The sequence below is a fragment of the Rhodanobacter sp. 7MK24 genome, from assembly GCF_014842995.1.
Classification (GTDB): Bacteria; Pseudomonadota; Gammaproteobacteria; order Xanthomonadales; family Rhodanobacteraceae; genus Rhodanobacter_A.
In genome coordinates this window covers 190,222-213,017 of the sequence record NZ_JACYXL010000006.1, presented here as the reverse complement: position 1 = coordinate 213,017, position 22,796 = coordinate 190,222, and the positions used below count along the sequence as shown (strand labels likewise).

The 22,796-nt window shown below is 65.7% G+C and carries 21 protein-coding genes and 1 riboswitch; of the genes, 9 read left to right on the top strand and 12 right to left on the bottom strand.

Annotated elements, in window-relative coordinates; genetic code table 11:
- The first annotated feature begins 68 nt into the window (after positions 1-68).
- From IHE49_RS12000 to IHE49_RS11990, 3 genes are read left to right on the top strand one after another with little or no spacing between them, the layout of a single operon-like run.
- The gene (locus IHE49_RS12000) at positions 69-1,259 is read left to right on the top strand and encodes an MFS transporter (RefSeq protein WP_192158137.1); all 1,191 of its coding nucleotides are present in this window, start codon (positions 69-71) and stop codon (positions 1,257-1,259) included.
- 26 nt (positions 1,260-1,285) lie between these two features.
- Positions 1,286-2,350, top strand: a complete 1,065-nt coding sequence (locus IHE49_RS11995; protein WP_192158135.1) for an aldo/keto reductase — start codon at positions 1,286-1,288, stop codon at positions 2,348-2,350.
- Positions 2,347-3,363: a zinc-binding alcohol dehydrogenase family protein gene (locus IHE49_RS11990; RefSeq protein ID WP_192158133.1), complete on the top strand. Its 1,017-nt coding sequence runs from the start codon at positions 2,347-2,349 to the stop codon at positions 3,361-3,363. Before IHE49_RS11995 ends, IHE49_RS11990 begins: the two co-directional genes overlap by 4 nt.
- A gap of 22 nt (positions 3,364-3,385) precedes the next feature.
- Here the strand turns inward: IHE49_RS11990 and IHE49_RS11985 are convergent, their stop codons facing one another.
- From IHE49_RS11985 to IHE49_RS11975, 3 genes are all read right to left on the bottom strand, one after another.
- Entirely contained in the window at positions 3,386-4,003 is a 618-nt protein-coding gene (locus IHE49_RS11985) for a DUF892 family protein (RefSeq protein WP_192158131.1), read from the bottom strand.
- A gap of 113 nt (positions 4,004-4,116) precedes the next feature.
- Positions 4,117-5,994, bottom strand: a complete 1,878-nt coding sequence (gene thiC / locus IHE49_RS11980) for a phosphomethylpyrimidine synthase ThiC (RefSeq protein ID WP_192158129.1) — start codon at positions 5,992-5,994, stop codon at positions 4,117-4,119.
- Positions 5,995-6,155: 161 nt separating this feature from the next.
- Positions 6,156-6,252, bottom strand: a riboswitch (TPP riboswitch).
- A 57-nt stretch (positions 6,253-6,309) separates the two neighbouring features.
- Positions 6,310-6,960 (bottom strand): TetR/AcrR family transcriptional regulator, encoded by a 651-nt coding sequence (locus IHE49_RS11975; protein ID WP_192158127.1) that lies wholly within the window; start codon positions 6,958-6,960, stop codon positions 6,310-6,312.
- 241 nt (positions 6,961-7,201) lie between these two features.
- On the opposite strand from IHE49_RS11975, the gene IHE49_RS11970 reads away from it, so the two are divergent.
- Both IHE49_RS11970 and IHE49_RS11965 read left to right on the top strand, forming a co-directional pair.
- Complete coding sequence (locus IHE49_RS11970; protein WP_192158124.1) at positions 7,202-7,846, top strand: protein-L-isoaspartate O-methyltransferase; 645 nt, start codon at positions 7,202-7,204, stop codon at positions 7,844-7,846.
- A 35-nt stretch (positions 7,847-7,881) separates the two neighbouring features.
- Positions 7,882-9,231 (top strand): TolC family outer membrane protein, encoded by a 1,350-nt coding sequence (locus IHE49_RS11965; protein WP_192158122.1) that lies wholly within the window; start codon positions 7,882-7,884, stop codon positions 9,229-9,231.
- 54 nt (positions 9,232-9,285) lie between these two features.
- Here the strand turns inward: IHE49_RS11965 and waaA are convergent, their stop codons facing one another.
- A complete protein-coding gene (gene waaA / locus IHE49_RS11960; protein WP_192158120.1) occupies positions 9,286-10,560 on the bottom strand; it encodes a lipid IV(A) 3-deoxy-D-manno-octulosonic acid transferase in 1,275 nt (424 codons plus the stop codon).
- A gap of 56 nt (positions 10,561-10,616) precedes the next feature.
- Between waaA and lpxL the strand changes: the two genes are divergently transcribed.
- Genes lpxL through IHE49_RS11945 form a run of 3 tightly spaced genes read left to right on the top strand, consistent with a single transcriptional unit; the run spans position 10,617 to position 13,388 of the window.
- The gene (gene lpxL / locus IHE49_RS11955; protein WP_192158118.1) at positions 10,617-11,552 is read left to right on the top strand and encodes an LpxL/LpxP family Kdo(2)-lipid IV(A) lauroyl/palmitoleoyl acyltransferase; all 936 of its coding nucleotides are present in this window, start codon (positions 10,617-10,619) and stop codon (positions 11,550-11,552) included.
- Between the two features lie 37 nt (positions 11,553-11,589).
- Positions 11,590-12,309: a polysaccharide deacetylase family protein gene (locus tag IHE49_RS11950; protein ID WP_192158231.1), complete on the top strand. Its 720-nt coding sequence runs from the start codon at positions 11,590-11,592 to the stop codon at positions 12,307-12,309.
- On the top strand, positions 12,306-13,388 hold the full coding sequence (locus tag IHE49_RS11945) for a glycosyltransferase family 4 protein (RefSeq protein WP_192158116.1): 1,083 nt from the start codon (positions 12,306-12,308) through the stop codon (positions 13,386-13,388). Before IHE49_RS11950 ends, IHE49_RS11945 begins: the two co-directional genes overlap by 4 nt.
- 24 nt (positions 13,389-13,412) lie before the next feature.
- Here the strand turns inward: IHE49_RS11945 and IHE49_RS11940 are convergent, their stop codons facing one another.
- The 5 genes from IHE49_RS11940 to IHE49_RS11920 all read right to left on the bottom strand — a co-directional run bounded on the left by IHE49_RS11940 (position 13,413) and on the right by IHE49_RS11920 (position 17,736).
- The gene (locus tag IHE49_RS11940; RefSeq protein WP_192158114.1) at positions 13,413-14,180 is read right to left on the bottom strand and encodes a glycosyltransferase family 2 protein; all 768 of its coding nucleotides are present in this window, start codon (positions 14,178-14,180) and stop codon (positions 13,413-13,415) included.
- Positions 14,170-15,495 carry an O-antigen ligase family protein gene (locus tag IHE49_RS11935; RefSeq protein WP_192158112.1) on the bottom strand — a complete coding sequence of 442 codons (1,326 nt, stop codon included), beginning with the start codon at positions 15,493-15,495 and terminating at the stop codon, positions 14,170-14,172. The genes IHE49_RS11940 and IHE49_RS11935 overlap by 11 nt, the downstream gene beginning before the upstream one ends.
- A gap of 49 nt (positions 15,496-15,544) precedes the next feature.
- Positions 15,545-16,672 (bottom strand): glycosyltransferase, encoded by a 1,128-nt coding sequence (locus IHE49_RS11930; protein ID WP_192158229.1) that lies wholly within the window; start codon positions 16,670-16,672, stop codon positions 15,545-15,547.
- A gap of 94 nt (positions 16,673-16,766) precedes the next feature.
- Positions 16,767-16,973 (bottom strand): zinc-finger domain-containing protein, encoded by a 207-nt coding sequence (locus IHE49_RS11925; protein WP_192158110.1) that lies wholly within the window; start codon positions 16,971-16,973, stop codon positions 16,767-16,769.
- Positions 16,974-17,154: 181 nt separating this feature from the next.
- Positions 17,155-17,736, bottom strand: coding sequence for a YceI family protein (locus IHE49_RS11920; protein ID WP_192158108.1), 582 nt, complete (start codon positions 17,734-17,736; stop codon positions 17,155-17,157).
- A gap of 152 nt (positions 17,737-17,888) precedes the next feature.
- Here IHE49_RS11920 and IHE49_RS11915 point away from each other — a divergent pair, with 152 nt between their 5' ends.
- Positions 17,889-18,854, top strand: coding sequence for a mitochondrial fission ELM1 family protein (locus tag IHE49_RS11915; protein WP_192158106.1), 966 nt, complete (start codon positions 17,889-17,891; stop codon positions 18,852-18,854).
- Positions 18,855-18,905: 51 nt separating this feature from the next.
- Here IHE49_RS11915 and IHE49_RS11910 read toward each other — a convergent pair whose 3' ends face one another.
- From IHE49_RS11910 to IHE49_RS11900, 3 genes are read right to left on the bottom strand one after another with little or no spacing between them, the layout of a single operon-like run.
- Positions 18,906-19,457 (bottom strand): hypothetical protein, encoded by a 552-nt coding sequence (locus IHE49_RS11910; RefSeq protein WP_192158105.1) that lies wholly within the window; start codon positions 19,455-19,457, stop codon positions 18,906-18,908.
- 46 nt (positions 19,458-19,503) lie between these two features.
- On the bottom strand, positions 19,504-19,704 hold the full coding sequence (locus IHE49_RS11905; protein ID WP_192158103.1) for a hypothetical protein: 201 nt from the start codon (positions 19,702-19,704) through the stop codon (positions 19,504-19,506).
- Positions 19,705-19,748: 44 nt separating this feature from the next.
- On the bottom strand, positions 19,749-22,739 hold the full coding sequence (locus tag IHE49_RS11900; protein ID WP_192158102.1) for a ligand-binding sensor domain-containing diguanylate cyclase: 2,991 nt from the start codon (positions 22,737-22,739) through the stop codon (positions 19,749-19,751).
- Positions 22,740-22,796 lie beyond the last annotated feature (57 nt).

Sequence of the window (22,796 nt, the reverse complement as noted above, 5' to 3'; positions counted from 1 at the left end):
TTTTGGTGGTTTCCGCTGACAGTGCAAGCACCCAGACTGCACGCACTCCATCGCGCGGAATCCTCTTCATGACCCCCAGTCGCACTCCACCGGCGTTGTATGCGCTGGCCGTCGGCGCTTTCGGCATCGGCACCACCGAATTCGTCATCATGGGCCTGCTGCAGCAGGTATCGGCCAGCCTGGGCGTGAGCATTGCCAGCGCCGGCCTGCTGATCTCCGGCTACGCCTTCGGCGTGTTCGTGGGTGCGCCGGCGATCACGCTGGCCACGCGCAGGCTGCCACGCAAGGCCGTGCTGCTGGGGCTGATGGCGATCTTCACCCTGGGCAACCTCGCCTGCGCAGTGGCGACCAGCTACGTCGCGCTGATGGCTGCACGCGTGCTCGCTTCGCTGGCGCACGGCACCTTCTTCGGCGTGGGCTCGGTGGTCGCCACCTCGCTGGTGCCGGAACAACGCAAGGCCTCGGCCATCGCCACCATGTTCAACGGCCTCGCACTGGCCACACTGATCGGCGTGCCGGCATGCGCGTGGCTGGGCCTGCACTTTGGCTGGCACGCAGCGTTCTGGGCGATCACCGCGATCGGCATGCTGGCGATGGCGGCGCTGGCCATGCTGCTTCCGAACACGCACGACGACACCGCACCGGTGTCGCTGGGCACGGAACTGCGCGCCATCGCGGGCGCGCCGGTGCTGGTCGGCCTCGCCACCACGGTGTTCGGCTTCGCCGGCGTGTTCGTGGTCTATACCTTCATCCAGCCGCTGCTCACCCGTGTCACCGGCTTTGGCGGTGCGATGGTGTCGCCGGTCCTGCTGGTGTTCGGTCTTGGCATGGCCATCGGCAATCCGCTGGGCGGCAAGTTGGCCGACCGCAGCCTTTCCAACGCCCTGGTCGGCACGCTGGCAGCGCTGGCCGTGGTGCTGGTGGTGTTCGGCTTCGCGATGCACGCACGCTGGACAATGGTGCTGTTCACCGGCCTGCTCGGCATGGCGATGTTCGCCACCGTGGCGCCGTTGCAGATGTGGATACTGCGCCGCGCCTCCGCTGCCCCGAGCCTCGCCTCCAGCCTCAACATCGGCGCCTTCAACCTCGCCAACGCGTTGGGCGCGTGGCTGGGCAGCGAAGCGGTGGCGCGCGGCGCGGGCCTCGCCACACTGCCGTGGATCGCGGCCTTGATGACCGTCGTCGGCATCGCCTTGGCAGCCTGGGCGCTGCGCGGGCACCGCGCTTCGCAAGCGTCCGTGCTCTGCACGCAGGCTTGATCCTCTCTCTATATCGGAGTTTCGTCATGGAATACCGCTTTCTCGGCCGCTCGGGTTTCAAGGTGCCCGCACTCGGCTTCGGTACCGGCACCTTCGGCGGCAAGGGTCCGTTGTTCAGTGCCTGGGGCAGCACCGACGTTGCCGAAGCGAAGCGGCTGGTCGACATCTGCCTCGACGCCGGAGCCAACCTGTTCGACAGCGCGGACGTCTATTCGGACGGCGCCTCGGAAGAAATCCTCGGTGCCGCACTGAAGGGCCGGCGTGAGCGTGCCATCCTTTCCACCAAGCTCACCTTGCGCAGCGGCGACGGTCCGAACGACGTGGGCGCTTCGCGCCATCACCTGATCGCCGGCGTGGACCGCGCGCTGAAGCGCCTGGGCACGGACTGGATCGACTTGCTGCAACTGCATCACTTCGACGCGATGACGCCAGTGGACGAAGTGATGTCCACGCTGGACGACCTGGTGCGCGCGGGCAAGCTGCGTTATCTCGGCGTGTCGAACTACGCCGGCTGGGAGATCGCGAAATCGCAGGCCGCCGCCGAGCGCCACGGCAGCGCGCGCTTCGTGGCGAACCAGAGCTACTACTCGCTGATCGGCCGCGACTACGAATGGGACCTGATGCCGGCCAGCCAGGACCAGGGCCTCGGCGCCATCGTGTGGAGCCCGCTCGGCTGGGGCCGGCTCACCGGCAAGATCCGCCGCGGCCAGCCGTTGCCTGCAGGCAGCCGCTTGCACGATACCGCCGGCTTCGCGCCACCGGTGGACGAGGAACGGCTGTATCGCGTGGTCGACGCGCTGGAAGGCGTCGCTGCGGAAACCGGCAAGAGCGTGCCGCAAGTGGCGATCAACTGGCTGCTGCAGCGGCCCACCGTATCCAGCGTGCTGATCGGCGCGCGCAACGAAGCCCAGCTGATCGACAACCTCGGCGCCACCGGCTGGAACCTCACGCCCGCGCAGGTCGTCGCGCTCGATGCCGCCAGCGCGGTGGTGCCACCCTATCCGCACTACCCTTATTGGAACGGCATGTTCACCGAACGCAATCCGCCAATGGTGGCCACCCTCCCCATCCCCTCGGAGTCGAAAGCATGAAAGCCGTCGCACTCACCCGCTACCTGCCCATCGACGATCCCGCCTCGCTGGTGGACGTGGAATTGCCTAAACCCGTGCCGGGAGCATCCGACCTGCTCGTGCGCGTGGAAGCCGTATCGGTCAACCCGGTCGACACCAAGGTGCGCTCACCCAAGCCACAAGTGGAAGCGCAGCCGAAGGTGCTGGGCTACGACGCGGCAGGCGTGGTCGAGGCCGTGGGTGCCGAGGTGCAGGGTTTCAAACCCGGCGATCGCGTCTATTACGCCGGCGATGTCACGCGTGCGGGCAGCAACGCCGAGTTCCAGTTGGTCGACGCTCGGCTCGCCGCGACGATGCCGCGCACGCTGGATTTCGTCGATGCTGCCGCGTTGCCGTTGGTGGCGATCACCGCGTGGGAACTGCTGTTCCAGCGCATGCCGTTCGACAGCGAGCATGGTGGCGAAGGCAAATCACTCTTGGTGATCGCCGGTGCGGGCGGCGTGGGCTCGATCGCGGTCCAGCTCGCGCGACGCGCGGGCTTCACCGTGATCGCTACTGCTTCGCGCCCCGAAAGCGCGGACTGGTGTCGCGCGATGGGCGCACAACACGTGATCAACCACCGCGAACCGCTGGGCACACAACTTGCCGCGAAGGGCTTCGCGCAGGTCGATGCCACGCTCAACCTCGCCGACACCGATCGCTACTGGGACACGCTGGGCGAGCTGCTGGCACCGCAAGGCCACGTGGGCCTGATCGTAGAGCCGAAGGGCGCACTCAGGATTGGCGACCCCTACAAGGCCAAATGCATCGGCATCCACTGGGAATTCATGTTCGCTAGGCCGCGTTTCCGCACGCCGGACATGGTCGAGCAGGGCCGCATCCTCGCCCGCGTGGCGCAACTGATCGATACCGGCGAGCTGAAAGGCATTCGGCGTGAGACGCTTGCGCCGATCAATGCGACGAACCTGCGCGAGGCACATCGCCGATTGGAGTCGGGCACCGGCATCGGCAAACTGGTGCTGTCGGGTTGGTGATGCGCAGGCGGCCGGTACGGGCTCAGCCGCGCTTGCGCGCGTGCTTCCTCCCCTCTGCGTGGCCGCCATGCATGGGGGCTGCCTTGGCAGGCTCGCCTTTCTTGCCCAGTTGCTCCAGCAGGGTATTCATGTCCTCGGCGTGCTCCTCCTCCATCGCCAGAATGCCTTCCAGCACACGTCGGGTGGTGGAGTCGTCTTTGCCCACGTAGTCGATCATCTCGCGGTAGCTGTCGATGGCGATGCGCTCGGCCACGAGATCCTCCTTGATCATGTCCACGATGTCCTCGCCTTCCACATAGTCGGCATGGCTGCGAGTAGCCAAGCCCTCAGGCGAGAAATTCGGCTTGCCGTCGAGCTGGGTAATGCGCTCGGCGATCAGGTCGGCGTGACCCTGCTCCTCGTTCGCATGCTGCAGGAACTCCTGCTTGATTGACTGTGAGTGGATGCCCGAAGCCATGTAATAGTGGTACTTGTAGCGCAACACGCAGACGATCTCGGTGGCCAGCGCGTGGTTGAGCAGCTTCACCACGGCGTCACGATCAGCCCTGTAGCCCTTCGTCATCGCCCCCCTGTCGATGTCCTGGCGCGCGCGCTTGCGGATGGCCTCGATGTCGCTGACGAAGGGCTTGGCTTTGGGCATGACTGGCTCCTGAGACTGTTTGCAACGGACGTGGTCGACTAGCCTAGGAAGGCGCATGAAAAAGCCAGGTGAAGGATTCACCTGACTTTTCGATATCACTGCAATGGAATGCCTCAGGCTTTGCGATAGACCTCTGCACCCTGCGCGCGAAACTCGGCAGCCTTCTCGGCCATGCCCTCGGACAATGCCTCGGTTTCGCCGGTACCGTGTTCTGCCGCGTAGTCGCGGACGTCCTGGGTGATCTTCATCGAGCAGAACTTGGGGCCGCACATCGAGCAGAAGTGCGCGCTCTTGTGCGCATCCTTGGGCAGGGTCTCGTCGTGGAACTCCTTGGCCTTTTCCGGATCGAGGCCGAGGTTGAACTGGTCTTCCCAGCGGAACTCGAAGCGCGCCTTCGACAGCGCGTTGTCGCGCACCTGCGCGCCGGGATGGCCCTTCGCCAGGTCGGCCGCGTGCGCGGCGATCTTGTAGGCGATGATGCCGTCCCGCACGTCCTGCTTGTTCGGCAGGCCCAGGTGCTCCTTCGGCGTGACGTAGCAGAGCATGGCGGTGCCGAACCAGCCGATCATCGCCGCGCCGATCGCGCTGGTGATGTGGTCGTAGCCGGGCGCGATGTCGGTGGTGAGCGGCCCCAGCGTGTAGAACGGCGCCTCGCCGCACTTCTCAAGCTGGCGATCCATGTTTTCCTTGATCAGCTGCATCGGCACGTGGCCGGGGCCTTCGATCATGGTCTGCACGTCGTGCTTCCAGGCAATCTGGGTCAGCTCGCCCAGCGTGTCCAGCTCCCCGAACTGCGCCGCGTCGTTGGCGTCGGCCACGCAGCCGGGACGCAGGCCGTCGCCGAGGCTGAAGGACACGTCGTACGCCTTCATGATCTCGCAGATGTCTTCGAAGTGCGTGTAGAGGAAGTTTTCCTTGTGATGCGCGAGGCACCACTTCGCCATGATCGAGCCGCCACGCGAGACGATGCCGGTGACGCGCTTGGCGGTGAGCGGCACGAAGCGCAGCAGCACGCCGGCGTGGATGGTGAAATAGTCCACCCCCTGCTCGGCCTGCTCGACCAGGGTGTCGCGGAACAGCTCCCAGGTCAGCTCCTCGGCCACGCCGCCGACCTTCTCCAGCGCCTGGTAGATCGGCACGGTGCCGATCGGCACCGGCGAGTTGCGCAGGATCCATTCGCGCGTCTCGTGGATGTGTTTGCCGGTGGAGAGATCCATCACTGTGTCGCCGCCCCAGCGGATCGACCACACCATCTTCTCGACTTCTTCCGCAATCGACGAGGTCACGGCGGAATTGCCGATGTTCGCGTTGATCTTGGTGAGGAAGTTGCGGCCGATGATCATCGGCTCGCTTTCCGGGTGGTTGATGTTGGCAGGGATGATGGCGCGGCCGCGCGCCACTTCGTCGCGCACGAATTCGGGCGTGATGATGCGCGGGATCGCCGCGCCGAAGGACTGCCCCGGATGCTGCACGCGCAACGCGCTGTCGCCCAGCGCGTCGATGCGCTGGTTCTCGCGGATCGCGATGTATTCCATTTCCGGCGTCACGATGCCCTGGCGCGCGTAATGCATCTGGGTGACGTTGGCGCCCGACTTCGCGCGGCGCGGCGTTGGCAGCTGCGGGAAGCGGATCGCGGCCAGCTCCGGCGCATTCGCGTGGCGACGGCCGAACTCGGAACTGCGACCGTCCAATGCCTCGGTGTCACCGCGTTCGGCGATCCACGCCGTGCGCAGCGCCGGCAGGCCGGCGGCCAGATCCACCGCGTAATCCGGATCGGTGTACGGACCGGACGTGTCGTAGACGGTAATGGCCGGATTCTTCTCCACACCGAACATCGCCGGCGTGTCCGCCTGCGCGATCTCGCGCAGCGGCACGCGCAGGTCGGCACGACTGCCTTGCGCGTGGATCTTGCGCGACCCGGGGATCGGTCGCGTCACGGCAGCGGAGAGTTCCTGCGCGGCGCGCGCGAGGTCGGACGGCAAGGCATTCATCGGGTTGGCTCCGGCTTGGACAGGCTTCTTTGAAAATCCGCACGAGGATGTGCGGTTCTACGCGAGGGATTCGCATACGACCGTGCAGAATGCACGGGCCCTTGCGAATGCACTCGCATGAAGTAATCAAAGCGGCGGCGCCAAGCGCACGACGAAACGCTGTATCGTGCGTCGAAGCTCCCTCCACCGGTGCTAACCGGATCAGGTTCGAAGGGACTCTCTCAGCCGACCGTTGCGCCGGCACCCCCGCTTCTCAAGCGGCTATTCAAGCACGAAGCGGGACATGCCGCGAGTGCGGCGCACTCGACGCTTGGTTCAGCGCGTCGCGTAGGCGCGCAGAAAGGTGACCACGCCAGCGCGTGCGGTCGCTTCGATTTCGGCGGCGTAGCTCTCGCTGCAATCCACGCAACCGAACATGCGGCGCATGAACAGGTCGCCCTTGATGAGGGCGAGAAACTGCACGCTAGCACGCGACACATCGTCGATGGCGAGATGGCCGGCATCAACGATCTGCTGCAAAAGGCGTTCCATCAGGCCCTGCGTGCGCAGCGGGCCCTCCTCCCACAACAAGCGGCCGAAACGCGGGTTGCCCTGCCGACAATCGCCAAGGATGGCGCGGAAGGTACCCACTGCCTCGACGTCGCAATCGAGCCGCGCATGGATCAGCGCCACGCGCAGCAGGTTTTGCTCCACGCTGGCGTGCGAGTCGTAGTCATAGGTGTTTTCCGGCAGCAGGTCCTCGACACGCGCGCGGATCACCTCGCGGAACAGATTGTCCTTGTCGCCGAAATGGCTATAGACGGTGAGCTTGGAGACACCTGCCTCGGCCGCGATCGCGTCCATGCTGGTGCCGGCGAAGGCGTTGCGGATGAACAGCGCCTTCGCCGCCGCGAGGATCGACGCACGCTTTTCCAGATCCTTCGGGCGCCCTGGCCCCTGTGATCTGACCGGCGAAATGCTGCTCATGTCCAACGCCTTCCCAAAGTCATGCGAGGACTTTATTATACGCCTTGGTTCACTTATTTCCAGCCATACGGCAGCCAAAGTGTCCGCGGACACTGCCCAAGGCATGACTTGCGTCAGCACATCGCGGTGACTTCCGGCACTTCGTGATGCGACGTGCGGGCCGCAGTCTAGCCGTTGTCGAGGCGAGGCCAAGCCCTTATCCTTTCAGGTCTTTTTTCGACTCCTACGGAACCCGGCAGACATGGCGATGAACTTCGAGCAGGCACGGACGAACATGGTGGAGAACCAGGTACGTCCCTGGGAGGTGCTGAACGGTCGCGTACTCGACACGCTCGGCCGCGTGCGGCGCGAGGAATTCGTCGCCACCGAGCACCGCCAGCTCGCCTTCGCCGACCTGTGCCTGCCGCTGGGCCATGGCGAGACGATGATGAAGCCGGTGCTGGAAGGCCGCGTGCTGCAGGCGCTGGATCTGCAGGAAGCCGACCGCGTGCTGGAGATCGGCACCGGCTCGGGCTTCCTCACCGCCTGCCTCGCCAACCTCGCCGCCGAAGTCGTCAGCGTGGACATCCACGCCGACTTCACCGCCACGGCCAGCCAGCGCCTGCAGGCTACCGGCGTGACGAACGCCAAGCTGCATACCGGCGAAGCCGTGAACGGTTGGCAGCCGGAAGGCCAGTTCGACGTGGTGGTCGCCACTGGTGCCGTCGCCGAAGTGCCGTCGCGCTGGATGGGCTGGCTGAAGCCCGGCGGCCGTCTGCTGGCGATCCGCGGCGAGTCGCCCGTGCAGCAAGTCGTGCTGATCACCCGCGAAGGCGAGGGAAGCCTGCTCGAGACCGACCTGCCCTACCTCGTCAACGCCGCGCCTGCGCCGCGTTTCGTGCTCTGAAGCCCAACTTCTCCTCTGATCCCCACGAGGCAATCATGCGTTTGAAGCTGCTCACCCTGGCTCTGGCCTTGGCCACCGTCTCGCTGCCCAGCCATGGCGAAGACCTGCTCGACGCCTATCGCCAGGCACGCGCCAACGACCCGACGCTGGCCCAGGCCGACGCCACCCGCCTCGCCACCGGCGAAGGCGTGGATCAGGCACGCGCGCTGCTGCTGCCTCAGATCAGCGGTTCGCTCTCGTTGAACCAGACCACCGGCGGCAGCGGCGGCGAAGTGCAGGATCCGAACAATCCGAACCAGTTCATCAGCACCAGCGCGTTCGGCCACAGCCGCACGCGCAGCCTGGGCCTCGACCTCAGCCAGACCGTGTTCGACTTCAGCAAATACGCCAACCTGAAGGCAGCGCACGCCTCGGCGAACGCGCAGGACGAGACCTACGAAGCCGCGCTGCAGAACCTCTACGTGCGTGTCGCCACGGCCTATTTCACCGTACTTACCGACGAAGACCAGCTCACCTTCGCCAAGGCCAACGAGGACGCGTACAAGCAGCAGTACGACCAGGCCGTCGCGCGCTACAAGGCAGGCTTGTCGGCGATCACCGACGAATACCAGGCCAAGAGCTACTACGAAGGCGCCAAGGCGACGACCATCGCCGCGCAGAACACGTTGGACAACGACCGCGAGGCGCTCAGCCAGATCACTGGCCAGCCCACCGGCAACCTGAAGAAGCTGCGCGACGACCTGCCGATGAACGCACCCGACCCGGCCGACCCCGATGCCTGGGTGAAGCAGGCGTTGATCAACAACCCGAGCCTGCTGGCGCAGCAGCAGAACGTGCGGGCCGCCGACGCGAACGTCACCTCGGCACGCGCGGGCCACCTGCCAACGATCACGGCCAGCGTCAGCTACGGCAAGAGTGCAAGCTGGTACGAGGACGCGGCGATCCACTCCAATACCCCGTCGCAGACCACGATCGGCCTCACTCTCAACGTGCCGATCTTCTCCGGCGGACTCACCCAGTCGCAGGTGCGCCAGTCCGTCTACAACCGCGACGCCGCGCAGGATTCGATGGAGATCGAACGCCGCCAGGTGAAGGCAAGCACGCTGAACTACTACCGCTCGGTGCTGGCTGGCGTCAGCCAGGTGCAGTCGGGCAAGGCGGCGGTCGATTCCGCGCAGAAAGCGTTGGACGCTACCCGTGCAGGCTTCAACGTAGGCACGCAGACCATGGTCAACGTGCTGCTGGCGATCCAGACCCTGACGCAGGCGGAAAGCACCTACTCGCAGTCGCGCCACCAGCTGGTGCTGGATCGCCTGCTGCTGAAGCAGAGCGCCGGCACCGCCAGCCTCGACGATCTGCAGAACACCAATTCGCTGTTGCAGTAACCCGTCTGCAGACCGCTACGAAAAGGCCGGCGCTGCCGGCCTTTTTCTTGGGGCTCAGTTCTGCAGCTTTGCAGCTATCAGTTCCATCAGGCGGCCCACGGCGCCATGCTCGCGCTCGAACACCTCCCTGGCCGCACGGCCCATGCCGTGACGGCGCTCGTCGTCGAGCAACAGGCGTTGCACCGCTTCGCCCAATGACTCGCGATCCGGCACGCGCAGCGCGCCGCCTTCTTCGATCAGGCTTACGGTTATTTCCTCGAAATTGAAGGTCTGCGGTCCCACCAGTACCGGCGTGCCCAACGACGCCGGCTCCAGCACGTTATGGCCACCGATCGGCACCAGGCTGCCGCCCACGAAGGCCAGGCCCGCAGCCGCATAGAACGGCATCAGCTGCCCCATCGCATCGATCACGAATACCTGGTGCGAAGGCGCCGGCATGCCATCGACGCTGTAACTGCCGGCGGCGAACCCGAGGCTGCGCACAGCGTTCTCCAGCGGGCGAAAGCGCTCTGGATGGCGCGGCGCAATCAGCAGCAACGCATCGGGCAGGCCCTTGAGCACCGCAAGGTGCGCTTCCAGCACCGCCTGCTCCTCGCCCTCATGCGTGCTGGCGGCGATCCAGACCGGCCGACTTGCGCCCCAGTGTTCACGCAGGCGCGCGCCGGCCACCGGTGCATCCTGCGGCACCGGCATGTCGTACTTCAGGTTGCCGCAAACCATGACGCGGTCGGCCGGCGCGCCGATCAGGCGGTAACGCGCCGCGTCGGTGCGCGATTGCGCGGCGACCATGTCCACGCAACCCAGCGCCGCGCGCACCATGCCCCGCAGCGGCCGCGGCCGATAGCCGCGCAGCGAGCGCTCCGACAGTCGCGCATTGACGATCATCAGCGGGATGCCGCGGCGGCGGCAGGCAAAGTACAGGTTCGGCCATATCTCGGTTTCCACGATCAGCGCCAACCGCGGTCGCACGCCGGCGAGGAAACGATTCACCGCATACGGCAAGTCGTAAGGCAGGTAGACGTGGAACACGCTGCCGCCGAACAACTGCCGCACGCGCGCAGTACCGGTAGGCGTCACCGTGGTCACCACCAGCGGCGCATCGGGATAGTCGCGCTTCAATGCCTTGATCAGCGGCTCGGCCGCGTTCACTTCGCCCACCGACACCGCATGCACCCACAGGCTGTCGCGCAGGTTCAGCGGGGCCTTGAAGAAGCCGAAACGCTCCGCCCAGCGCCAGTAGTACGGCCGCGAGCGGAAGCCGCGCAACGCAAGCCGCAGCACGATCAGCGGCGTCACCAGGTACATCGCAAGGGTGTAGAGAAAGCGCAAGGCCGGCTCCAAAGATGGTGGCCGAGTATACGGGGCGCAGGGAGCAGTCCATTACAATGCCGCGGATGCCCGGCACCCCACGCCCCGACTTCCACCGTTCCCTGCTCGCACCACGCCATTGGCCGGCTTGGCTGGGCATTGGCGTCATCAAACTGGTGGCGTTGCTGCCCTATCGCGCGCGGATGGCGCTGGGGCGCGCCCTGGGCAAGCTGATCGAGATCGTGCCCAACGCGCGCCGACCGGTGGCGACGACCAACATCGCACTGTGCTTCCCCGAACTCGATGCCGTGGCGCAGGCCACGCTGGTCGATGCCCACCTGCGCGACCTCGGCCTGATGCTGATGGAATTCGCGTCGGGATGGCTGGGTTCGGATCGCGCCATCGAACGCATACCGGTGACGATAGAAGGCATCGAGCACCTCGAAGCCGCCCGCGCCCAAGGGCGCGGCGTGCTGCTGGTGGGCGGGCACTTCTCGCATCTCGAATTGTGCGCGCGGCTGGTCTCGCAGCGCACCCGCATCTCCGGCATGTACCGCAAGATGGACTCGGCGGTGTTCGAATGGGTGGTTTTGCGCGCGCGCCTCGGCTATGCCGACGCGATGTTCGACAAGGACGACATCCGCGGCACCGTGAAATACCTGCGCAACGGCGGCACGTTGTGGTACGCGCCCGACCAGGACATGCGCAGCAAGGACAACGCGTTCGTGCCGTTCTTCGGCGTGCCTGCGGCCACCATCACCGCCACGCATCATCTTGCTCGCCTGTCGGGCGCCGCCGTGATCCCGTTCTTCCATCGGCGGCTGCCCGACGGCAGCGGCTACGTGCTGCGCCTCGCCGCGCCGCTGGACGACTTTCCCGGCACGGATGCTGAAGTCGACACCGCCCGCGTCAACGCCTGCATCGAGCAGATGGTGCGCGAGGCTCCCGAGCAATACCTGTGGGTGCACAAGCGCTTCAAGACCCGCCCGCCCGGCATGCCGCCGGTGTACTGAAAGCTCGCGCAAAGGCGACGCACGCACCATGACTGCCATGCCCATCCCCATCCTGATGTACCACAACATCGCCGCACCACCGCGCGAGTTGCGGCGCTGGCGCAGCCTGTACGTGCACCCGCGCTCGTTCGCGCGCCAGATGGCATTGCTGGAGCGATTCGGCTACGCGGGGCTCTCGATGGGCGCGGCGATGCCGTACCTGCGCGGCGAGCGGCAGGGCCGCGTCGCGGTGATCACGCTGGACGACGGTTATGCCGACAATCTGGAAAACGCGCTGCCAGTACTGCAACGCCATGGCTTCAGCGCAACCTGCTACGCCGTAAGCGGCGCGCTCGGCCGCTACAACGACTGGGACGACGCCAAGCTCGGCGTGCGCAAGCCGATGATGGACGCAGCACAATTGCGCGCCTGGCACGCCGGCGGCATGGAAGTAGGTGCCCACACGCGTACGCATCCGCGCCTCAGCCAGTGCAACGATACACAACTGCATGATGAGATCGCCGGCAACAAGGCCGATCTTGAAGACCTGATCGGCGCACCGGTGACGCAATTCTGCTACCCCTACGGCGATCACGACGACCGCGTGGTCGACGCCACGCGTGCAGCCGGCTATGCAGCCGCGACCACGATCCACCGTGGTCGCGCGCAGCCAGGCAACGACCTGTGGCGATTGCCACGCGTGGCGGTGGCGCGCAGCCATATCCTGCCGCAGTTCGCATGGCGGACGTTCACCGGCTACGAGGACCGTCACGGATGAAGTTCCTGTTTGCCGGCACCAGCCGCGAGAACGGCGGTGCCGAGGCCCACTTCGTCACCCTGACCCAGGCGTTGGCCAAGGCCGGCCACACCGTCGAGGCGGTGGTGCATCCAGGCGCGCCGATGGCACAGGCGCTGTCAGGCACGCCGGTGCATCTGCACCCGGGTCGCTTCCGCAACATCTTCGACCTGCGCGGCTACCGTGCCACCATCGCCGCGGCGCGCCAGTTGAAGCCAGACTGGCTGGTCGGCGACTTCGGCAAGGAATACTGGCCGCTGATCCTGACCGGCCGTCTGCTCGGCATTCCCGTGGCGCTGTTCCGCCATCGCCTGAAGCCAATGAACCGGGTCTCGGCCCGATTGGTGGCCCGCTGCGCGCAACGGTTCTTCGCGGTGTCGCAATACGCACGGCGCGACTACGTCGAGCACGGCATGCCAGCCGGGCGCGTGCAAGTTCTGTACAACCCGGTGGACATGGAGCAGTGCCGGCCGGATGCGGCGCAGCGCGCCGAACTGCTGAAGAAACTGGGACTGGACGAGAGCGCCGTCGTACTGGGTTGCTTTGGCCGCCTGCACGCGGGCAAGGGCATCTTCACCCTGCTCGACGCCGCCAACGCGGCGATGGTGCATGAGCCTCGCCTGCACTGCCTGTGGCTGGGCGACGGCATCGATACCCAGCGGTTGCGCGACAGCATCGCGGCTTCGCCGTTCCCGGAGCGCCACCACCAGCTCGGCTGGGTTGCCGACGTGGCGCCGTACTACAACGCGCTGTCGCTGCTGGCTTTTCCCTCGATCGCGCCAGAAGCCTTCGGCCGCACCTCGGTGGAAGCGCAGGCCTGCGACGTGCCGGTGCTGTGCAGCGACGCCAGCGGGATCCCGGAGACCCTGCAACCCGGCGTCACCGGCCTGCTGCTGCCACCCGGCGATACCGCGGCCTGGCGCGACGGCATCCTCGAGCTGTGCAACGACGTGAAACGCCGCACCATGGCCGCCGCATCGCGCGAATTCGTACTGCAGCGTTTCAGCACGCCGGTGATCGCTGCGGAGTTCGTGCGCCAGCTGGTTGCGGGACCCGGCTGAACTTGCCGTCATTGTTCCTGGCGATCATCCCTGGTCGCGAAGCATCCGCCGGCGCGCCTCGTGCAACTTGGCGTATTTCAGGAACACGTAGTTCGCGCCTACCACGCTGGCGATGAAGCCCGCCCAGCCGCTGAGGAAGTAGCGCTTGAACAGGTACTGGCGCAGGAAGAACACCGGTGGATAGACCACCATGCGCAGCCCGGTGAAACGCTGGCGGCGGCGCAGCTTGTGCGCCACCAGCGCACTGCTGTAGCGGTTGATGCGATCGATGCGGGCAGCAATGTCGGGATCGCTGTCGTTGATGAAGTCGGCGCGCCACAGCGTCTTCACCGGCCCCTCCACTTCCATCGCCGAATGCACTTCCACGTCGTTCATGCGGCCACGGCGGCGGTCGTACAGGCGCAGATGCGCGTTGCGCCAGCTCCACGGGTGCTGCACTGTCCAGAACATGCGTTCGCGGCGCGGCAGGCGGAAGCCCGCGTATCTCGGCTGCGTCAGCGCACGCTCGATCACCGCACGGCTGGCAGGCGACAGCACTTCGTCCGCATCGAGGTTGAGGATCCAGTCGTGGCTGGCCATGCCGATGGCGCGCTGCTTCTGCGGGCCGAATTCGTCGAACGGATGCGTAGCCACGCGCGCGCCGTGGCGTTGCGCGATCGCCACCGTGTCGTCGGTGGAACCCGAGTCCAGCACCACGATCTCGTCGGCCCAATCCACGCCGGACAGGCATGCATCCAGCGTGGTCGCATTGTTCAAGGTGATCACCACCACCGACAGCGGCTCACGCTGCATCGTGATGCTCCGAAGGAAGCGCTTCTTTGAGGAGTCCGGCAGGGATGCCGGTCTTGGCTTTGCCGGCAGGGATGCCGGCAAACAATGCTGAACACCACAGCCCCAGCAGCCAGGCGAACAGCAGGCCCCACCATGCCGAGTAGAAGGCCAGATGGGTGTTCAACGGAAACAGCATCACGGCCAGCGCCAAGGTGACCGGGAACGCGCGTTCACGCGCCGCCGCACCCACGCGTCGCCAAACGCGCAACGCCAGGACCACGCCAGCCAGCCATAGCGCGAGGCCGATGCCGCCGGTTTCGGTGAGGATCTCCAGCACGATCTGGTGTGCATGGCAGGCGCCTTCGCCTTCGCCGCAAGACTCCGCCACCACGAAGTGGTCGTCCGCCGGCGCGAACTCCGGATAGGCATAACGGAAGGCCCGCACGCCCACTCCGTTGACCGGATGCGCGGCGATCATCCTGAGGCTGTCGCGCCAGATTTCCAGCCGGCCGGTGAGCGCCTGGTCCAATCCAAGCCGCGTGCCGTGCAAGGCGTCCAGCGTGCGCTCCATGCGCGCATCGAAGCGTGCCGAGGTGCGCCACGCGACACCGCCGACCGCTGCCAGCGCCACTACGCCCAACGCGCAATACAGCATGAAGCGCCGCCACGAACGCGCCTCGCGCCAGGCAAAGGCCAGCGCCACCAATCCGTAGCACAGCCATGCCGCGCGCGAACCGGCCAGCAGGATCGGTCCCAGCATCACGAGAAAGGCAATCGCCAACCCCGCGAAACCCCAGCGCCGCCGTGCCGCCCATAGCGCGAACGGCGACAGCACTGCCAGGGTCGGGCCGAGCTTGAGGTTGCGTGCGCCGAAGATGCCTGAGATGCGTTCGGCTTCGGCGTGGCCGCCCAGGCTCCACCCCGTGAGCGCCTGCATCCAGGCATCGAGTGTCCACCATGCCAGCACGCAAGCCACTGCCACGTACAAGGTGTACAGGCGGCGTTCGTCGCGGATCACGCCACAGGCGAACAGACCCAGTGGCAGGTAGCGCAGCAAGGCGGCCACCGTGCCCCAGCTCTTGCCAGGCGCCAGCGAACCGAAAGACGAGACCAGCCCCGCACCGATGTAGGCCGCCAGCAACCACAGCAGCAGCCGAGCACCGGCCTGCCCGCGCAAGGCCTGCGGTGCACGCACCAGCATCACGGCCGTGCCCACCGCGCAGAGAAAGGTGCCGAATTCGCTGCTGCGACCGAACGGCAACAAGGCAACTACCAGCCAGAATGGCAGCAGCGGCGAACGCAGTGCGGATTTCAGGGAGTCGGGCGAGAGACTCATGCGGGTGCCGTGGCGACGACGAACCCGCATTGTAAGTGAGACGCGCGAGTCAGCCGGCGACCACTTCTTCGTACAACGCCAGCGTGGCCTGCTGCATGTCGGCCAGGCGATAAGACTGCAGCATCGGGATTGGCGGTGCCACGCGCAGCAATTCGGCGGCGCGCTCCACCAGCCGTTCGCGATCACCGGGCGGCACGCGGCCGGCTGGGTACAGCTCGGCCAGCAGTTCACCTACGCCGCCGTGCGCATAACCCAATACCGGGCGGCACAGCGACAGCGCCTCGATCACGGTGCGTCCGAACGATTCGGGCTTGTTCGACAACTGCAGGATCAGGCTGGAGATCGCGTAGATGTCGCGCACGTCGTTGCGCGGCGGCGTCAACACCACCTGCGATTCCAGGCCGCGTGAGCGGATCAGCGCGCGCAATTCCTCCACATAGGCCTCGCGGCCTGCCTCGATCACACCCAGCAGCAGCAGGCGCGCGTCGATGCCGCGGCGCTTGAGGTCGGCCAGCAGTTCGATGGCGTCGTGATGCCCCTTGAGCCGCGTGCCGCGCCCCGGCAGGGTGAGCAGCGGCGCACCAGCCAGTCCGGGGTGTTCGGAGAAGAACGCGCGCTTCCACGATTCATCCGGGCGGTGGCCATACGGGAAGGCGTCCGGGTCGATGCCGCGCGGAATCACTCGCACGCGACCTGGCTCCAGCCAACCGTAATGGCCAAGTACGTAGTCACGCAGGGTCTGCGAAACCACGATCACGCGTTCGCCGCGCAGCAGAATCGCGCTGTAGCGTCCCGGCGAGTTGAGCCCGTGCACGGTGGTGACGAAGTGCGGCCGCTGCTTGAGTCCCTTCAGCGCCCACCACCCCAGCCACGCCGGCAGGCGCGAACGCGCGTGCACGATGTCGGGCTGGAGTTCCTGCAGATGCTTGCGCAATGCACCAATCCGCCAAAGGGTGGCCAGCGACTTGCGGCCGATGTCCAGCGTGATGTGCTCGCTGCCTTCGGCTACCAACTGCTCCACCAGCCGGCCGCCGGCCGAAACCACGACCGAACGGTGCCCCGCCTGCACCAGCGCGCGGGCGACTTCCAGCGCGGAACGCTCCGCGCCACCCGACTGCAGCGTCGGGATCAGCTGGACGACGGTCAGTCGCGGTGTAGTGCCGACGCTGCCGGACATGGTTCCTGCCTGCGGGCCTGCATCCTGGTGCATGAGCTTCATCTTGCTATCCAAGCAAGAAAAATGCCGCCGCAAGCCTGAACAACGGCCTTACTCAATCGCGCAGGACGTAACGCGCGCCACAGTAAGGACAAACCGACTCGCCACCGTCGTCGACGACAGGCAAATACACCTTGGGATGCGAATTCCACAGCGCCATGCCCGGCATCGGGCAGGACAACGGGAGGTCGTTGCGCGTCACTTCGTAACGATTTTCGGCATTCGACGGAATCGGGGCGACGGCCGCGGCGGAGGCTGGCATGGGGAGGTTCCGGGCAGGATTGTGATGCCGCGCATGGTAACAGGCCACCTTGCACTGGCAGCAAAATTTGCCGGAAGCATTTCCGGGATCGCGCCGATGGTGGCCAGACGGGCCCGTCTGAATGGCGGTAGCAAAAAGCCCGCGCCGTCACCGACGCGGGCCTGTCTTTCCGCTGGAGGAATTACTGCTTCGGCACTTCGGCCTCGGTGGTGATATGCACCTGGATCTCGTCGCTCACCATAGGCACATAGGCACCCATGCCGAAATCCGAGCGTTTCAGCGTGGCGGTGGCGTCGAAACCGATGGCCTGCACCTTCATCATCGGATGCGGACCAATCTTGTTCAGCGTCGCATCCAGCGTTACCGGCTTGGTGACGCCATGCACGGTCAGGTTGCCGGTCACCTTGAAGTGAGTGCCATCCACCGGCACCACGCCGGTGCTCTTGAAGGTCACCACCGGGTACTTGGCAGCATCGAAGAAATCGGCCTCCTTCAGATGCTTGTCCAGCGCCGGCACATGGGTGTCGAGGCCGCTCAGCGGCAAGGTCACGTCCACCGAGGACTTCGACGGATCCTGCTGGTCGAACACCAGCGTGCCCTCGCCCAAGCCGAGGTTGGCGGTGGGGTTGGAGTAACCGAAGTGATTCCAGCTGAACAGCACCATGGTGTGGCCAGGATCCATCTTGTAGCTGACCGGGCTGGCCTGGGCAGCAACCGCGGCGCCAAGCAGGCCCGCGATCAAGAGATAACGAAACATGCGCATGTGAGTTCTCCGCGGCAGTAGCAGTAGGGAAAGAAGGCGTCGGCCGGAAGCCAGCCGTTCGCCGTTATGCTGCACCAGTTTATGGGCAAGCTGCCTGCCGATAAACGCAGACAGGCGCAACGCAGCGTGTACGCACGGGAAACAATCGCCGCATGTCGTTGTTGAGAAACGAGTGCTGGGCAATCACCGACGCCGCTGCCGGCAACCAGCGGCAGGCGTTGGCGCTGGCCGAGTTGATGGGCATGCCGGTGCGGCACCTGGTGCTGGAACCGCGCGCACCGTGGTCGTGGCTGTCGCCGCGCTTCACGCTGGGGGGCACGCTGGCCTTGCCGGCCGGGCAGCGCGCGCAGTTCGCGCCACCATGGCCGCGACTGGCCATCGGCTGCGGGCGTGCCACGGCGCTGTTCACCCGCATGCTGCGGCGACTCGCGCACGGGCAATGCCATACCGTGCAGATCCTCGATCCGCGCATCGACCCCGTCCACTGGGACACGGTGATCGCACCGTCCCACGATCAATTGAATGGCCCCAACGTGCTGGTGCCGCTCGGCTCACTGAATCCCGTGAACGATGCGTGGCTGGCCGATGGCCGCGACGCCTGCCCCGCCTTCGAGGAAATGCCGCAGCCGCGTGTGGGCGTGCTGCTGGGCGGCACGCGCAAGCAGTTCGCGTTTGGTACGGACTACGCGTGTGAACTCGCCGCGCAACTGCTCGCCCGCCACCGGCGTGAAGGCGGCAGCCTGCTGGCGCTCGCTTCCCGGCGCACGCCGCCGGAGGCACTGGCTGTCTTCCGCCAGGCGCTGGCCGACGTGCCTGGACTGGTGTGGGCCGGCCCAGACGATGGTCGCAACCCCTATCCAGGCGTGCTGGGCTGGGCCGACCGGCTGGTGGTCACGCCCGATTCCGTCAACATGCTCAGCGAGTCCTGCGCCGTGGGCTGCGCCGTGCACACCCACGTCGTCGCCGCGTTGCCGGACAAGCTGGCGCGATTCCACCACGCCCTGCGCGGACGCGGCTTGCTGCATGATCTCGATGTTGTCGCGCCGATGCGCCAGTCGCCGCTGCGCGAAACTGCGGCGATAGCTGCGGAGTTGCAGCGGTGCATGTCCGGCCGATGAAACTCAGAAAGCCACAGCGATGGAAGTGTGCCCCGACACGTTCTCGCAGCTTCACTTATGAAGCTTTTTATCGCTTCTTTCCAATGCACGCCTTTGCTGCCTGCTCATTACCACAGGTACATTTTGTATATCTTCCAATCTCTTTAAACGCACAACATAAAATTGCGACACTACCCAACCGATTAACCCAAATGCTGCAAACACCCAACTCATGGCGACAGAGGCGTAAAAATTCGGCTGCCGATTCAGTTCCCCTGCAAAACTCCAGCCCGGATGCTCTGTCGAATAGGAAACTTCTATCGCATTTCCCACGCAAGACTTTTGCCGGCAACCAGGCACAACGTCCGGATCTGTAACACCACTATATTTCTCGCCCATGACTTTGTACGCATAGCCCATGGACGGCGCTCCTCTCCCGGAAAGAAGCTCATAAGTAATCACGCCCTGCGTTATCGAGTGATATTTCAAGACATAGGCATTTTGATCAATTTTTTGCGAAGTACGCCAGACGAAGAACAGGCTGAGAAAAAGGAACCCCAAAGAACACCAGCGACCTCTGCGTGCGACATCAATAGGCTTACCATTCAACATTTGCAGCGTCACAAATCCCCCGTCCTTGCTCGGTTCAAAACTCCGACCGAGACGCAGTTTACGCAAACGCGAAGCCCAACGCCTGCGTCACATACATCACTTCACCGCACAACGCTTTCAATTCAGTGTTGCGCGGCGCGATGTGCAGAGTTAGGTCGAGTATACGGGCCGGCGTGCGGAGCAGAAGTTCGGCATGCGCAATGAAGAGAATCACGACCTGATTGGCATCCAACAACCCGGCCTCGCGACAGAACTGCATGCACGCATGCTTCGCCATCGCGACAATCCGATCCGATAGCCTATTCAGCGCTCCGCACGCACCCAGCGCAAACGCCCCGCGGCGACCAGGGCGCCGATCTGCGGCGCCATGGGATGAGCCAGGATTTCCGGCAGTAGCGGACTGGTGGCGACCAATCCCACGCAGGTGTTGCGACCGTCCTGCTTGGCGCGATACAGCGCAAGGTCCGCCAGCTCGAGCACGGCGTCGAAATTGCCGCTGTCCGGGTGCGCGGCCAGGGGGTATTGGCTGAAGCCGACGGAGCCGGTCAACCGGATCCTGCCACCGCGGCCATCGGCGAAATCCTGTTCGGCGATTTCGCGACACAGGCGCCCCGCGACCTCCTGCGCATCGACCACTTCGGCACCGGGCAGCAGCAGCAGGAACTCCTCGCCTCCCCAACGCACCGCAATGTCGTCGATGCGCCGCGACTTCAGCAGCAAGCTGCCCAGCGCACGCAGCACGGCGTCGCCCGCTGCATGGCCATAGTTGTCGTTGACCTGCTTGAAGTAGTCGATATCGATCTGCAGCACGCCGATGCGACGGTGGTTCGCCAGCAGCCCGGGCAGCAGGCGCAGCAGGTAGCGCCGATTGTGCAGCTTGGTCAGCGCGTCGGTGTGGCTCTCTTCGGCCAGCGCCAGGTTGGCCACGCGCAAACGCTCCACCGCACGCGCGAGCTGGGCGGTGCGGCGTTCGACCTCCATCTCCAGTTGGGCACTGCGCCGGCGCTGCGCACGCTGGTTCCATACCACCAGCAGGGCAATCACCAACACGGCGAGGAGTACCGCGGCGACACGCACCAGGATGCGCTCGTGCCAGCGCGGCTCGATCCGTATCGCTATGTCCGCCTCGCGACCGAAGCCCGACGCACCGGGAAGCGATACGGCAACCCGGAAACGGTATTTCCCCGGCGGCAGATGCGTATAGAACGCTGCGCGGCGCGCACCCACTTCCTGCCAGTCGGTGTCGTAGCCGTCCAGCCGATAGCGGAAATGCAGCTCGCCCACATGCAGATACGGTGCGGTGTAATGGATGACCAGGTCGCGCGAACCGTCAGTCAGATCGAGCGCGCCGGCGGGAAGCAAGCGGCCACCACGCTCGACGGATTCGATTCTCGCGTCCGGCGGCTTCGGCGGCTCGATCAGGGCACGCGTGTCGATGCCCAGCATGCCGTCCGTGGTGCTGTACCAGACGGTGGCGCCAATCACCAGACTGCGTGCGCCGCCACCGCCATTGCAGCAATGCGAACCGCGCAGCCGCGTGAGGCGTTGCTCACCGGCGAGCTGCTGCGGTACCACGTTGCCCCCGGGCGAACCGGGCATCGGCAGTTGCGCCATCGGCAACCGCCACACGCCGTTGATCGTGCCGGCGTAGAGGTTTCCCCCCAGCACGTCGAGCGACCATGCGTTGTCGCCAGGCAAACCGTCCTTCTGGGTAGTCATGCGCAACGAACCGTTGGCCACGACGCCGACGCCCGCGTCGGTAGTGGCGACACCGAGCAACCCCGGTCCCAACAGGGCCACGCGCGACACGAAGTGTCCGCGCAGCGGCTCGGCCCACGCAGGTTGCACCAGTTTTCCATCGCGCCATTCGCGGACGCCATCCTCGGTGCCGAAGTACAGATGATCGGGCGTCAGCGGCAGGATCGAGCGGATGATCGATGCCGGCGCGGACGATCCGGCATCGAGGCGGTCGAGACGGCCCGCATGCCAGCGATACAGCCCGCCGGTCGTGCCGATCCACACATCGTCGTCGGCGACTTCACGCACATCGTCAATCTGCAGGCTGGCCAACGCGGACAAGGCCGGCGGGGTAATGTCGCGCGCCCCATCGAAAACCGCGATGCCGCCGCGAGTGCCCACCCACAGCCGGCCGTGGCGGTCGTAGTAAAGCTCATAGGCGGAAGGGTTAGGCAACCGGTTGCCGGCGATCCAAGGGTGCACGCCATGGCCGTCATAGATCTCGACATCGGAATTGGTACCCAGCACGATCCTTCCGTCCGGCGCGCGGGCCACGCTCCACACCAGCGGATCGGCCAGCCCGTCGCGTGACGACACGCGATGCGTCCACCCGTTCCAGATGCGATACAGACCGTTGGTGTGCGTACCCAGCCACAGGTTGCCGTCGCGGTCCTCGTGCAACGCATGCACCCAGGGCTTGGGTGCGATGTCATCGTCGGCCGCCTCCTCGAGCACGCCGTCAGGCAACAGTCGATACAGTCCCGGCACCGTGCCGATCCACAGGTTGCCGTTGCGATCAGCGAGCAGGCTTTCGATCGACGTGGTGTCGAGCTCGTTGCCCAGTCCCGCGGCGACGATGCGGTCGCCATCCAAGCGCAGCAAACCGGTGCGCGTGCCCAGCCACAGGTGGCCCCGGTTGGAAGCCAACTGCATGACCTCCATCTGGGCATGGCCCGCGTCCAGGGCGATGCAGGTTGCACCGGGCGAATCGGGCTTGGCGACGACGCGGCACACGCGCCCCAATCCGCCCACCCACAAAGTCGCACCATCGCGCAGCAGGCTGAAGGCCGGCCCGCGGTAACCCGGCACCGCGACGATACGCCCAGCGCGCAGGTGGGCCAGGCCGTTCGAGGTAGCCAGCAGCGGCGTGCCATCGCCTGCATCGATGATCGCGTTGACGGCATCTCCGCCCAGCGCGGTGAAATGCCCCTGCTGCTCGCGCAATAGACCACGTGCGCCGCCAAACCAGACCTGCCCCTGCGGGTCGGCCCAGATCGCGGTGAGCATGCTGGTATCAATGCCGGTGGCGGCACGGTCGAACGCGACGAACTGCTTGCCGTCGAAACGCGCCACGGTGGCCTGGGTGTTGACCCACAGGAAGCCGGCGCGGTCCTCGGCGATGCCCGTCACGGTGATCTGCGGCAGGCCCTGCTCGACGTTCCAGTGGTCGGTGGTCATGGCGTGGATCGGCAGATGCGGGCTCAATGCCGCTGCCGACCGCATACCGGATATGCAGCCCAGCACCGCCAACAGCACCACGTGCGACACCCGTGCCATGCAACCCCTTCGGCCGGCAAAACCATCCCCTTGAATGACATTGTCGACCCGGCTGCG